The organism is Ruegeria sp. HKCCD7559, from assembly GCF_013110575.1.
GTDB lineage: Bacteria > Pseudomonadota > Alphaproteobacteria > Rhodobacterales > Rhodobacteraceae > Ruegeria.
Genome location: NZ_WVQU01000002.1, coordinates 1 through 12,974 on the forward strand (window position 1 = coordinate 1; position 12,974 = coordinate 12,974).

General features: G+C 59.4%; 12 protein-coding genes. 5 read left to right on the plus strand and 7 right to left on the minus strand.

The window, feature by feature from the left end; genetic code table 11:
* Positions 1-71: 71 nt before the first annotated feature.
* The 5 genes from GS605_RS08250 to glyA all read right to left on the minus strand — a co-directional run bounded on the left by GS605_RS08250 (position 72) and on the right by glyA (position 5,576).
* Positions 72-494, minus strand: a complete 423-nt coding sequence (locus GS605_RS08250) for a universal stress protein (RefSeq protein ID WP_171723662.1) — start codon at positions 492-494, stop codon at positions 72-74.
* Between the two features lie 78 nt (positions 495-572).
* Positions 573-1,946, minus strand: coding sequence for a sodium:alanine symporter family protein (locus GS605_RS08255; RefSeq protein WP_171119391.1), 1,374 nt, complete (start codon positions 1,944-1,946; stop codon positions 573-575).
* A 24-nt stretch (positions 1,947-1,970) separates the two neighbouring features.
* Entirely contained in the window at positions 1,971-2,915 is a 945-nt protein-coding gene (gene lipA / locus GS605_RS08260) for a lipoyl synthase (protein WP_171723663.1), read from the minus strand.
* A 13-nt stretch (positions 2,916-2,928) separates the two neighbouring features.
* Complete coding sequence (gene lpdA, locus GS605_RS08265) at positions 2,929-4,311, minus strand: dihydrolipoyl dehydrogenase (protein WP_171723664.1); 1,383 nt, start codon at positions 4,309-4,311, stop codon at positions 2,929-2,931.
* Between the two features lie 11 nt (positions 4,312-4,322).
* Entirely contained in the window at positions 4,323-5,576 is a 1,254-nt protein-coding gene (glyA, locus tag GS605_RS08270) for a serine hydroxymethyltransferase (RefSeq protein WP_171723665.1), read from the minus strand.
* A gap of 147 nt (positions 5,577-5,723) precedes the next feature.
* On the opposite strand from glyA, the gene GS605_RS08275 reads away from it, so the two are divergent.
* Entirely contained in the window at positions 5,724-6,326 is a 603-nt protein-coding gene (locus GS605_RS08275) for a helix-turn-helix domain-containing protein (protein WP_171635839.1), read from the plus strand.
* Between the two features lie 54 nt (positions 6,327-6,380).
* Here the strand turns inward: GS605_RS08275 and GS605_RS08280 are convergent, their stop codons facing one another.
* A complete protein-coding gene (locus tag GS605_RS08280; RefSeq protein ID WP_171723666.1) occupies positions 6,381-7,328 on the minus strand; it encodes a GlxA family transcriptional regulator in 948 nt (315 codons plus the stop codon).
* A gap of 80 nt (positions 7,329-7,408) precedes the next feature.
* Here GS605_RS08280 and GS605_RS08285 point away from each other — a divergent pair, with 80 nt between their 5' ends.
* The 4 genes from GS605_RS08285 (at position 7,409) to GS605_RS08300 (ending at position 11,913) form a co-directional block, all read left to right on the plus strand.
* A complete protein-coding gene (locus GS605_RS08285; protein WP_171723667.1) occupies positions 7,409-8,569 on the plus strand; it encodes an acyl-CoA dehydrogenase family protein in 1,161 nt (386 codons plus the stop codon).
* A gap of 2 nt (positions 8,570-8,571) precedes the next feature.
* Positions 8,572-10,587, plus strand: coding sequence for an acetate--CoA ligase family protein (locus GS605_RS08290; protein WP_171723668.1), 2,016 nt, complete (start codon positions 8,572-8,574; stop codon positions 10,585-10,587).
* Positions 10,588-10,590: 3 nt separating this feature from the next.
* On the plus strand, positions 10,591-11,370 hold the full coding sequence (locus GS605_RS08295; RefSeq protein ID WP_171635845.1) for a carnitinyl-CoA dehydratase: 780 nt from the start codon (positions 10,591-10,593) through the stop codon (positions 11,368-11,370).
* A 72-nt stretch (positions 11,371-11,442) separates the two neighbouring features.
* Positions 11,443-11,913: a hypothetical protein gene (locus GS605_RS08300; protein WP_171723669.1), complete on the plus strand. Its 471-nt coding sequence runs from the start codon at positions 11,443-11,445 to the stop codon at positions 11,911-11,913.
* Here GS605_RS08300 and GS605_RS08305 read toward each other — a convergent pair.
* Positions 11,904-12,974, minus strand: coding sequence for a polyprenyl synthetase family protein (locus GS605_RS08305; protein ID WP_216600139.1), 1,071 nt, complete (start codon positions 12,972-12,974; stop codon positions 11,904-11,906). The two genes, GS605_RS08300 and GS605_RS08305, sit on opposite strands and share 10 nt — an antisense overlap.

Below are 12,974 nucleotides of genomic sequence, written 5' to 3' on the forward strand. Positions count from 1 at the left end.
TGCCGCCAAGCTCGACGTGAAGGTCATACAAGGGCGTGCGCTTCGGTGTGGTCATTTCTTCAACCTTTCAATCAGCGGGACTGGTCGCGGACGACCATGACGGTGCAATGCGCATTGCGCACGACACGGGCCAGGTTCGGGCCAATCTCGTAGTTCGGGAAATCGCCCTTGGTCGATGCCATGACGATCAGATCAAAGCCTTCCTTGTAGGCAAGCTTCAGGATTTCGCGGTAAACACTGCCTTCTTCGACATGGACCGGCACGTCGGAAGCCTTGGCATGATCCAGAATCGCCTGAACCGCACCCCGCACGTGGTCCTTTGCGCCGGCACCATAGTTGGCGGGAAGGTTCGGCAGCTGGATGATCTCGGGGATGACGGCAACCGCATGCAGTTCGGCACCGTAGAATTTTGCCTGTTCCAAGGCGGTCGACAGGGCCAGTTTCCACGAGCGGTCGTCGGTGTGATCAATGGGCAGCAGGATTTTAGTGGCCATCACGTCTCTCCTCGAGATATTGAATTCGGTTTCAAAGGCGGGGGGCCGGGATGGCCCCCCGTTTTGGTCGGGCCGATCTTATTCGGCAGGTGTGCCGCCCGGCTCTTCGGACTTGCCGCCCGAGGCGAAGAACTCTTTCGTCAGTTTGAAGACGATCGGGCTCAGCAGCGCCAGGGCGATCAGGTTCGGGATGGCCATCATGGCGTTCAGCGTATCGGCCAGCAGCCAGATGAAGCCCAGATCCGCAGTTGCGCCGAAGTAGATCATCACGATCCACAGAACGCGGTAGGGCATCAGGGATTTCACGCCCAGTAGGAACTCGACACATTTCTCGCCGTAGAACGACCAGCCGAGGATGGTGGTGAAGGCAAAGATCGACAGCGCGATGGCGATCAGATACCCGCCGATACCCGGCAGCGACAATTCGAACGCGTGGCTCGTCAGCGCCGCACCGGATTCACCCGATGTCCATGCTCCCGACGCGATGATGGCCAGACCGGTGATCGAGCAGACGATGATGGTATCGATGAACGTACCCAGCATCGCGATCAGGCCCTGGTTGACCGGACCCTTGGTCTCGGCAGCGGCATGCGCGATCGGGGCCGAACCCAGACCGGCCTCATTCGAAAACACACCACGTGCCACACCGAAGCGGATGGCGGCCCAGACGGCTGCACCCGCGAAACCACCTTCTGCGGCGGACGGGGTGAACGCATAGGTAAAGACCAGCGACAGCGCATGTCCGATGTTGCCGATGTTGATCAGCAGAACCAGCAGGCCCGCGATTATATAGGCAACGGCCATGAAGGGGACCAGCTTACCGGCAACCGCACCGATGCGGGTGATACCACCCAGGATAACGGCTGCAGTCAGAACCATCAGAACAACGCCGGTGACCGAGGTGTTCAGGCCAAAATTGGCTTCCAGCACCTGAGCAACACCGTTGGCCTGCACACCGTTGCCGATGCCAAAGGCGGCAACCGCGCCGAACAGGGCGAAAGCCACGCCCAGCCAGGCCCATTTCGCGCCCAGACCGTTTTTGATGTAGTACATCGGGCCGCCGACATAGTTGCCCAGCTCGTCTTTCTCGCGATATTTCACCGCGCAGACGGCTTCGGCATATTTGGTGGCCATGCCCACCAGGGCGGTCATCCACATCCAGAACAAGGCGCCTGGACCGCCCAGGAAGACAGCAGTGGCCACACCGGCGATGTTACCTGTACCGATGGTCGCCGACAGCGAAGTCATCAGTGCGTTGAACGGGCTGATCTGCCCTTCGCCCTGACCTTCACGGCCTTTGAACAACAGGCTGAAGCCTGTGCCGATGCGCAGGATCGGCATGAATTTCAGCCCGACCTGCAGGAAGAAGCCAACGCCGAGGATGAGGACCAGCATCATCGGCCCCCATACGACGCCATTGATGGCCCCTACGATTGAATTTAACGCTTCCATGGTTTCCCTCCCATTTGCGTTTGGTTATGCCCCGGTGGCGATGGCCCGCTGACGGGCCTGCTTGAGGGCGGCAAAGTCTTCGTCCGCATGGAACGACGAACGGGTCAGCGGCGTGGCTGACACGTGCAAAAAGCCCTTGGAACGAGCGATCTGTTCCAGTTGGGCGAACTCCTCGGGCGACCAGAACCGGTCAATCGGATGATGTTTCGGCGTCGGTTGCAGATACTGCCCGATAGTCAGAAAATCGACATTGGCCGCGCGCAGATCATCCATCACCTGACGCACGTCGTTGAGGCTTTCGCCCAAGCCGACCATCAGACCCGACTTGGTGAAAATCTCGGGGTTCGAGCGTTTGGCATCGTCCAGCAGCCGCAGCGACGCATAATAGCGCGCGCCGGGACGAACCGTCGGATACAGGTGCGGGACGGTTTCCAGATTGTGGTTGAACACGTCCGGCACTGCGTCAAAGACGATATTTGCGGCGTCGCCCTTGCCCAGGAAGTCGGGGGTCAGAACCTCGACAGTGGTGCCGGGGTTCTGATGGCGTACGGCGCGGATTGTCTGGGCGATATGCTCGGCCCCGCCATCGGCCAGATCATCGCGATCAACAGACGTAATCACCACGTGGCGCAGGCCCAGTTTCTTGACCGCCGCCGCAACCCGGCCGGGTTCGAACGCGTCCAGCGCATCGGGGCGGCCGGTGGCCACATTGCAGAACGAACAGCCCCGTGTGCAAATCTCGCCCATGATCATCATGGTTGCATGGCGCTTGGACCAGCATTCGCCGATATTGGGGCAGGCCGCTTCTTCGCAGACCGTTGCCAGATCGTGCTCACGCATCAGACGTCGGGTTTCGTAATACGCGGCGCTGTCACCTTTTTTCTTGCGAATCCACTTGGGCTTACGCGGGATCACGCTGTCGGCCTTTTTGGCCTTTTCCGGGTGGCGTGGTCTAAGCTGGATTGTCATCTGGCAAACCTCGTTAAGCGTGAATCGCACGCCCCATGGCGTCGAGACAGGCTTCCTTGACCGCCTCACCCATGGCAGGATGCGCATGGCACGAGGCTGCAACATCGGCGACCGCGGCACCTTTGGACATGGCCAGAACCAACTCGGCGATCAGATCGCCGCCATGGGCACCACAGATATGAGCCCCGAGGATCTTGCCGTCGGAACCGGCCAGAACCTTGACCGCGCCATCTGTTTCACCTGTCGAGCGTGCCCGCGAATTGGCCATGAAAGCAAACTTGCCGACAACATATTCGACGCCCGCGTCTTTCAGAGCCTCTTCGGTCTGACCAACCGAGGCCACTTCGGGATCGGTGTAGACCACACCCGGCACGGTGTTGTAATCGACATGACCGGCTTCGCCGGCCAGCATCTCGACACAGGCAACACCGTCCTCTTCGGCCTTGTGGGCCAGCATCGGGCCGGGAACACAGTCACCAATGGCATAGATACCGGGCACCGACGTCTGGAATGTGCTGTCGACTTCGATGAAGCCACGCGGGTTCACGGCCACGCCCAGCTCTTCCAGCCCAAGCCCGCGCGTCACCGGGCGACGGCCCACAGCGATCAGAACCTTGTCGGCCTCGATCACTTCTTCCTTGTCCTTGCCAACACGATCCACCGTCAGCGACAAACCCGTATCGGTTTTATCGACAGACTTCAAAGCACGGCCCAGTTGGAATTTCAAACCGCGTTTTGACAGGGCCCGCTGCGCCAGCTTGGCGATCTCGCCATCGATGCCGGGCAAAACGCGATCCAGATATTCGACCACAGTAACCTTGGCGCCCAGACGTGCCCAGACCTGCCCAAGTTCCAGGCCGATCACACCTGCACCGATCACAACCAAATGATCCGGCACGCGTTCCAACGCGATTGCACCGGTCGAACTGAGCACATCCTGCTCATCAATCTCGATCCCCGGCAGTGAGGTCGGCTCGGATCCTGTCGCAATCAGGATGTTCTTTGCTTCGTATGTGCTGTCGCCGACCTTGACCTGACCAGTGGCCGGGATGCTGGCCCATCCTTCGATCAGATCGACGCCGTTCTTCTTGAACAGGAATGCGATGCCCTTGGTCAGATCACCGACGATCTTGTCCTTGCGCCCCATCATCGCACTGACGTCGATGCTGGCCCCCTCGACCGCAATGCCATGGGAGGAGAGATGTGCAAGCTCGGCATATTTGGCCGAGGAGGTCAGCAACGCTTTGGAGGGGATGCACCCCACGTTCAGACAGGTACCGCCCAGTGCGCCGCGCCCTTCGACACAGGCCACTTTCATCCCCAGCTGAGCCGCGCGGATCGCGGCAACATAGCCACCCGGTCCGCCCCCGATAACGATGAGGTCATAGGTATTCATTTCGCGTACTTTCAGTAGATCGGGTAGCTTGCGCAAAGTGCGCGAACCTGTTTGCGGGTTTCCTGTTCGACGGTTTCGTCACCGTCAGGAGACTTCGCGAGCGCCTCCAGAACATCACCGATCAGATGGCCGATCTGCCGGAACTCTTCCGGGCCAAAGCCACGGCTGCACCCGGCGGCGGTGCCCAGACGGATGCCGCTGGTGATGGTGGGTTTCTCTGGATCTCCGGGAACGCTGTTTTTGTTGCAGGTAAACCCGGCGCGCTCCAGCGCGGCTTCGGCGTCCTTACCGGTGACGCCCAAAGGTCTCAGGTCGACCAGCATCAGGTGGTTCTGGGTGCCGCCGGAAACGATATCACATCCGCGCGCGATCATGACGCTTGCCAAGGCCGATGCGCTGTCAACGACGCGCTGCATGTATTCCTTGAATTCGGGTTTCAGCGCCTCGCCAAAAGCCACCGCCTTGCCTGCGATGACGTGCATCAGCGGGCCACCCTGTAGGCCGGGGAAGACGGCAGAATTTATCTTTTTCGCCAGCGCCTCGTCATTGGTCAGGATGATGCCACCACGAGGCCCGCGCAGCGTTTTGTGCGTGGTCGAGGTCACGACATGTGCGTGCCCTACAGGCGAGGGGTGCAGGCCGGTCGCCACCAATCCGGCAATATGAGCCATATCAGCCAGCAACCATGCGCCAACCTCGTCCGCGATTTTACGGAATCTGGCAAAGTCGATCTTTTGCGAGTAGGCGGATGCGCCTGCGATGATCAGCCTGGGCTTTTCCGCCCGCGCCAATTCGGCAACCTGATCATAATCGATCAGCCCTGCATCGGTCAGGCCGTACTGCACGGGCCGGAACCATTTGCCGGACTGCGCCGGTTTCGCACCGTGGGTCAGATGGCCACCTGCGTCCAGCGACATGCCAAGAATGGTATCGCCCGGGTTCAACAACGCCAACTTGACGGCCCCGTTGGCCTGTGCGCCGGAATGGGGCTGAACGTTGGCATATTCACAGCCAAACAGCTTCTTGAGGCGTTCGATCGCCTCGACTTCGACCTCATCGACATATTCGCAGCCGCCATAATAGCGGCGGCCCGGATAGCCTTCGGCGTATTTGTTGGTCAAGACCGAACCCTGAGCTTCGATCACGGCCTTCGAGACAATGTTCTCCGAGGCGATCAACTCGATCTGTTCCGCCTGGCGTTCACCCTCGCGCGAAATGGACGCGGCAATGACGGGATCTGCCTCAATCAGCGACGTTTTGAACATGGTCTCCTCCTTTTGCCCCGAATCCTTAGTACGAAACTTTGTTTCCTATAAGGGAAATTATGCGCTTTAGGCAACAAAAATCTCTTATTCAAGAAGTTGCGTATTTACCGGGAGGCATGTAACCTTTGATAAAACAGGGGGAATTAAATGGGCGACGAAAGCAGAAATGATGTTTCCGGACAGGAAGATCTGGATGAAGGAGAGGCTCTGGGCCGGTCCATCCGCGATGCTCGGCGCGCGAAAGGGTGGACTCTGGAAGAAGCCGGCCGCGCTGCGGGTATCGGGCGGTCGACGCTGTCCAAGATCGAAAACAACCAGACAAAGCCAAGCTTTGACATCGTACGGCGTCTGACTCAGGCCCTGGATATGAGCACCCCGCAGTTGTTTCTTCAGTCGGGTCAATCCGGCATTTCAGGCCGCCGTGATTTCACTCCGAAAGGCGAGGGGGAAATCAAGAATACGCCCACTTACCTGCATGAACTGCTTTGCCCCGAACTGACCAGCAAGCGGATGCTGCCCTATATCGCGACTATCAAGGCGCGTGACCTGTCGGAATTCGAGACGTGGATCCGACATTCCGGAGAAGAATTCATGTATGTGCTCAGCGGTGAACTCATCTTCGTGTCTGAACACTACCGCCCCTTGCCAATGAAGGCCGGTGACTCGCTTTATTATGACAGCGGAATGGGGCATGGGTGTATTTCGACCAGCGAAGAAAACGCCAAGGTGCTGTGGGTTTCGCTGGAATAGCCCCCAGGGTTCTTTGGTTTTCCAGGAAAGCGGGCATCGCCATGCGCACCCCATTCAGCCGTCAGACAAGCTTCGGTGGCGAAACGCCGTCGGTGTCTGGCCGAATTCTGCCTTGAACGCTCGCGTCATGGCGCTGGCGTTTTCATATCCGCAACGACCGGCGATTTCGGCGATGGACTGCTCGGTATCTTCTGCCAGATTGCGTGCAAGGTTAAGCCTCAGCCGACGATACAGCGCCTGCGGCGTGGTTTTGAGCTCTGCCTGAACGCGCATTTCGATCCGCTTTTGTGAACACCCGATCTTGCGGGCCAGTTCCCTGATCGAAAGAGGTGTTTCAAGGCTCGCCTGCATGACAGCCAGTGCGCGATTGACCAAAGTGTCTTCGGACTTCAGAGGCAAAGGGTAATGATCCTGCCCATTTCGGCTCATCAGAAGATGCCCGACTTCCATGGACAAAAGGGGGCCGTGATCCCTGCGGATCAGGGCCGAGGCCAGATCGAACGCGGCCATCGCCCCAGAACAGGTCAGCCTGTTGCCATCGATGACAAAACGTTCCTGCACCGCATTCACGGCCGGAAAACTTTCTTCGAACCGGGAAAGCTCGTCCCAGTGAATGGTCGCCCGGTGCTCATCCAGCAAACCGGCGCGGGCCAGCAGCCAACTGCCGGTATCCAATCCGGCCACTTGCCGGTGTTTTCGGGCCGCAGCCAGCACGGTGCGCGTGGTCGATCGCGTGTCCAACTTGCGATACCCATAAGACGGCATGACCACCAGAACGTCGCCTTGCTGATCCAAGATTGAACCATTCGGTGTAACGACAAGGCCGCTGGAACTTTGAACGGGGTCTCCGTCAATGGAGCAGAAACACCACGAATACAAAACCTGCCTCGACAGGTTGTTCGCAGCCCTGAGCGGTTCGACCATGTTTGCAAGGCAATGGTTCGAAAACCCGTTGAAGAGCAGAATGTTGTATTGTCGAGTCAAAATTTTCGAATTTGGCATGATTTGATATCAACTCTGCATGCCGTGACCTTGAGCGATGGCGTTTGGTTGGTCAACCACCGATCCAGGGAACACGCGCCATGCAGTTTGGTCTGACAGAAGAACAGGACATGATCGTCTCGACGGTCCGAAGCTTTGTTGAAAACGAAATCTACCCGCATGAAGACGCGGTCGAGCGTTCGGGAACCGTGCCTCCTGAGCTGGGTGAGCAGATCAAGCAGAAATGTATCGATCTGGGCTTTTATGCCTGCAACTTCCCCGAGGAAGTCGGCGGCGCAGGTCTGTCTCATATGGATTTCACCTTGGTCGAGCGCGAGCTTGGCCGCGGGTCAATGGCACTGACGCATTTCTTTGGGCGCCCGCAGAACATCCTGATGGCCTGCAACGACGAGCAGCGCGAACGGTATCTTCTGCCTGCCGTACGTGGTGACAAGATGGACGCCCTGGCGATGACCGAACCGGATGCGGGTTCGGATGTGCGTGGTATGAAATGCCAGGCGGTGCGCGATGGCGGCGACTGGGTTGTCAACGGATCGAAACATTTCATCTCGGGCGCGGAACATGCGGATTTCTTCATCGTCTTCATCGCGACCGGCGTGGACGAAACCCCCAAGGGCCCGAAGAAACGCATCACCACTTTCCTGGTGGATCGCGGTACGCCGGGGTTTGAAGTGCGCGAGGGCTACAACTCGGTCAGCCACAAGGGCTACAAGAACTATATCCTGTATTTCGACAACTGCCGTCTGCCTGATGCACAGGTCTTGGGCGAGGTTGATGGCGGCTTTGCCGTGATGAACGAATGGCTTTACGCAACCCGCCTGACGGTTGCGGCGTTCTCGGTCGGTCGCGCGCGGCGCTGCTTTGACTATGCGCTGAACTATGCGGCCGAGCGCAAGCAGTTCGGCCAGCCTATTGGTAAGTTTCAGGGCGTCGGATTCCAGATCGCCGACATGATTACCGAGATCGATGCCGCCGATTGGCTGACACTCGCGGCCGCGTGGCGTCTGGACCAAAATCTGCCATCAAACCGCGAGATTGCCTCTGCCAAGCTCTATGCCTCGGAAACGCTGGCGCGGGTGACGGATACCACACTGCAAATCTTCGGGGGTATGGGTTTGATGGACGATTTCCCGATCGAACGGTTCTGGCGCGATGCCCGGGTCGAGCGCATCTGGGACGGCACCAGCGAAATTCAGCGCCACATCATCAGCCGCGATCTTCTGCGTCCCTTGGGCGCCTGACCATGAACAAAGACCTGACCCGGCTGCTGCGCCCGAAATCCATCGCCGTCATCGGTGGCGGCGCGTGGTGTCAGCAGGTTGTTCTGCAATCCGAACGCATGGGCTATGCCGGTCAAATCTGGCCGGTGCATCCCAAAGCGTCTGAAATTGCAGGACACAAGGTTTATGCCCACATCGAAGACCTGCCCGAAGCCCCGGATGCGGTTTTCATCGGGATCAACCGCCACGCCACCATCGAGGCCGCTCGTGTCCTGTCCAGTATGGGCGCAGGTGGGGCGGTGTGCTTTGCATCGGGCTTTTCCGAGGCCGTTGCCGAAGATGACACCGGCGGGGGCTTGCAGGATCAACTGATTGCCGCAGCCGGTGACATGCCCATTCTTGGCCCGAACTGCTATGGCTTCATCAACGCGCTGGATGGGGCGCTGTTGTGGCCGGACCAGCACGGGGCCACCCCTGTGGACAAGGGCGTGGCGATCCTGACGCAAAGTTCGAACATCTCGATCAACCTGACCATGCAGAAACGTGGGTTGCCGATTGCCTACATGATGGCATGCGGAAACATGGCCCAAACCAGCCAGGCCGAAATCGCCTCGGCCTTGATCGATGATCCGCGCGTAACCGCCGTGGGTCTGCATATCGAAGGGTTCAAGGACATCCGGGAATGGGAGGCGCTGGCCGCGAAGGCCCACGAAAAGGGCATCCCGCTGGTCGCCCTCAAAGTCGGTGCATCCGAACAGGCACAGGCCGCAACCGTCTCTCATACCGCGTCTCTCGCGGGCAGTGATGCAGGCGCGCAGGCGCTGCTGGACCGATTGGGCATCCCGCGTCTTTCGACGTTGCCGGATTTCCTAGAAACGTTGAAACTGCTGCACTGCTACGGGCCGCTCCCCGGGGGTAACATCGCGTCGATCAGCTGTTCGGGGGGTGAGGCGAGCCTGATCGCAGACATGGCCGTCGGCACCGGCCTGAGTTTTCCACAGTTGAGCGATGACAAAAGGGCGCGCTTGCGTGACGCGCTTGGCCCTATGGTCGCGTTGAACAATCCGCTGGATTATCACACGTATATCTGGCGCGATGAAGAGGCGATGGCACAGGCCTGGTCGGGCATGACGGGTGACGACATCGACCTGACGTTCTCGATCGTAGACTATCCGACGACGGATCCGACCGACTGGAGTTGCGCGACCCGAGCTGCGTTGAGAGTGCGTGCCGAAACCGGCGCCCGGTTTGCGATTGTTGCGACGCTGCCTGAACTTCTGCCTGAAGACGTCGCGCAAGACCTGATGGCCGGTGGTGTCGTTCCATTCATGGGATTGCGCGAAGCACTGGCGGCCACGCGCGCTGCGGGTCAGATTTCGCCCCCGTCCGCGCATCCTGTCTGGTTGCCTGGAACGGCTGAGGCGACCCAAACCCTGACCGAAGGCGAATCGAAACGGGCGCTGGCCGAATGCGGCCTGCACGTTCCGCAAAGCCGTACGGTTTGCGGCCCGGCAGAGGCCCATTCGACCGCGCAGGACATGGAAGCCCCCTTTGTCGTGAAAGGTGTTGGGCTTGCGCATAAATCCGAACACGGCGCTGTTCGGCTGGGCATCAAGGCCGAGGATGTGGCCGATGTCGCAGCCGAAATTGGCACAGATAGCATCCTGATCGAAGAGATGATCACCGGAACCATTGCCGAATTGCTGGTCGGTGTCGTCCGTGACCCGGCGCATGGGTTTGTCCTGACATTGGGGGCGGGGGGCGTGCTGACAGAAATCCTGCGCGATACGGCGTCGGTGCTGGTGCCAAGCACGCACGAGGACATCCGTGCCGCGCTTGGCAAATTGAAAATTGCCCCGCTTTTGGCGGGCTATCGCGGCCAACGGGCGGCTGATATGGATGCAATCATCGCCGCAGTCGAGGCCGTTCAGGCCTATGTCATGCAAAATGCCGACACGCTTGGCGAGGTCGAGATTAACCCGCTCCTGTGCACGCCGGACAAGGCCGTTGCCGTGGATGCTCTGATAAGAAAGGCCTGAGATATGGACCCGATCAAAACCCGCCGCGACGGAGCGATCCTTGAGGTGACGCTGGACCGGCCCAAGGCCAACGCCATCGATCTTGTCACCAGCCGCAGGATGGGTGAGGTATTCGCCGCGTTTCGCGACGATCCAGAGCTGCGCGTGGCCATTCTGACGGGCGGCGGAGAGAAGTTCTTTTGCCCGGGCTGGGACCTGAAAGCAGCGGCCGACGGGGATGCGGTAGACGGGGATTATGGCGTCGGAGGGTTCGGCGGCTTGCAAGAGCTGCGCGACCTGAACAAACCCGTGATCGCGGCCGTCAACGGCATCGCCTGTGGCGGCGGGCTGGAGCTGGCCTTGTCAGCCGACATGATCCTTGCCGCCGACCACGCCACGTTCGCCCTGCCGGAAATCCGCTCGGGGACTGTCGCGGATGCGGCCAGCGTCAAACTGCCCAAGCGCATCCCTTACCACATCGCGATGGAGTTGCTGCTTACCGGCCGGTGGTTCGACGCAAAGGAAGCCAATCGCTGGGGTCTGGTGAACGAGATCGTCGCCGCGGATCAACTGATGGATCGCGCCTGGGAACTGGCCCGTCTGTTGGCCTCGGGACCGCCCCTGGTTTATGCCGCGATCAAGGAAATCGTACGCGATGCCGAAGATGCCAAGTTTCAGGATGCCATGAACCGCATCACCAAGCGTCAGCTCAGAACCGTGGACGTTCTCTATGCCAGCGAAGATCAGCTGGAAGGCGCGCGCGCCTTTGCCGAGAAAAGAGACCCGGTCTGGAAAGGAAAATAGGCAGACGTTTACCATGATAGCAGAGCGTGAATTTACCATTTACTGATCCGCACGGCACGTGCACAGTTAGGCATGCCGTATTTCGAACGAAAACCATATGTTAGTGCATCTCGGGCGGTCAGCCCGATTGCGCCGCAGCCCGACAATCAACCGATTTCCGATATAGCGCGCCGCGTGCTCGAAACAGAGCGGGGCCCGCGGCAACATCTGGACGGTCCGTTCAGGTGTCGCAAATCCTGTCACCCCGGCAGCACCGCCACCATTCTGCTGTCCTTTGAAGCACCCGAAGGCACGGCACCTGTTCAGATGCAGTTCGAACCGGGCGATCTGACCAATCCGAACGGCGACATTCTGCCGGCCAACCGCATCAGTGTGATCCCGCCACAAATCCAGCTTGAACCGGGGGAAGCAACGGATGTTGCTGTTGCGGTGACCATACCCGACCTCTCCAAACCCGGAGAATATCACGGTCGGATCGCCTGTACAGGAACGGACCAAACCTCGGTCGTGGTGATTTTCGAGGTGGCGGGCGCTCAGACCTGACGGGTCACCAGATAGTCCATGAACTGTCCCAGAAATGCGCGCGGCGCGTCTTCTGTGCCCGCGAACACCCGCGCGAACTCATTCCGGGCCGCGGCCAGCAGATCATTCGCTGCGTCCTGCGCATAGCGGATGCTGCCGTAGTGGTTCATGCGCTCCAGCACCCAGGCGACATCTTGCGTCGACCGGGCATCACGCGGGTTTGACAACATCTCGGCCAACCGTGCCTGTTCAGGCTCTTCCGCTTTCAGGCCAAGCTGGCCCAGCATCAGCGTGCGTTTGCCTTCATAGATGTCGCCGCCGATTTCCTTGCCGTAACTGTCCTGTGAGCCGACGAGATTCAAGACGTCGTCCTGAATCTGAAACGCTGCACCCAGGAAAAAGCCGAAGGCGTTGAAATCATCCAGATTCAGCGCACCGGACGCGACATCATGTGGCCGCGCAATCAGGGCCCCGATGCGCATCGGGTGAATGAAACTGTACCAGCAGGTCTTTTTCAGACACATCCTCAGATAATCTGATGCATCGACGTTCAAACGATTGTCGCGGATCCAGCCAAGCTCCAGCGCCTGACCTTCGATGGATTGCTGCAACAGATGGTCGAACTCATCCACCACGCGCATACCAGTTTCCGGGCCCAACGGCCCCAAGTTCTGACGCAGCAAACGCAGGGCAAGCGATTGCATCCCATCGCCGGTATTGATCGCCAGGGGAACCCCAAGCCGCTTGTGCATACATTCGCGCCCGCGCCGGAAATCGCTTTGATCTTCGATGTCGTCGTGGATCAGAAAAGCGTTGTGCAACAGCTCAAGAACCGCGGCCGAGACCCTTGCATTCTCGCTGTTTCCGCCGAAGGCTTCGCATGTTGCCAACAGCAGGGCAGGCCTCAGGCCCTTGCCCGAGGTTTCGATGTAATCGCGCATCGGGCCATACAGATAGGCCTGAGGCTCACCCGTCGGCAACAGGCCCAAAAGCGTTTCGCGCGCCTGATCCCCGTAGAAGGTCAGGGTTTTTAGAAAATCCTGTTTCGCCGCAGGATCCAAATGCGCGGTTCCGGATTTCAC

Bases quoted from the DNA above. Each gene is read 5' to 3' on its own strand.
- GS605_RS08250 (WP_171723662.1), bottom strand. From the start codon at position 494: ATGGCCACTAAAATCCTGCTGCCCATTGATCACACCGACGACCGCTCG.
- GS605_RS08255 (WP_171119391.1), bottom strand. From the start codon at position 1,946: ATGGAAGCGTTAAATTCAATCGTAGGGGCCATCAATGGCGTCGTATGG.
- lipA (WP_171723663.1), bottom strand. From the start codon at position 2,915: ATGACAATCCAGCTTAGACCACGCCACCCGGAAAAGGCCAAAAAGGCC.
- lpdA (WP_171723664.1), bottom strand. From the start codon at position 4,311: ATGAATACCTATGACCTCATCGTTATCGGGGGCGGACCGGGTGGCTAT.
- glyA (WP_171723665.1), bottom strand. From the start codon at position 5,576: ATGTTCAAAACGTCGCTGATTGAGGCAGATCCCGTCATTGCCGCGTCC.
- GS605_RS08275 (WP_171635839.1), top strand. From the start codon at position 5,724: ATGGGCGACGAAAGCAGAAATGATGTTTCCGGACAGGAAGATCTGGAT.
- GS605_RS08280 (WP_171723666.1), bottom strand. From the start codon at position 7,328: ATGCCAAATTCGAAAATTTTGACTCGACAATACAACATTCTGCTCTTC.
- GS605_RS08285 (WP_171723667.1), top strand. From the start codon at position 7,409: ATGCAGTTTGGTCTGACAGAAGAACAGGACATGATCGTCTCGACGGTC.
- GS605_RS08290 (WP_171723668.1), top strand. From the start codon at position 8,572: ATGAACAAAGACCTGACCCGGCTGCTGCGCCCGAAATCCATCGCCGTC.
- GS605_RS08295 (WP_171635845.1), top strand. From the start codon at position 10,591: ATGGACCCGATCAAAACCCGCCGCGACGGAGCGATCCTTGAGGTGACG.
- GS605_RS08300 (WP_171723669.1), top strand. From the start codon at position 11,443: ATGCCGTATTTCGAACGAAAACCATATGTTAGTGCATCTCGGGCGGTC.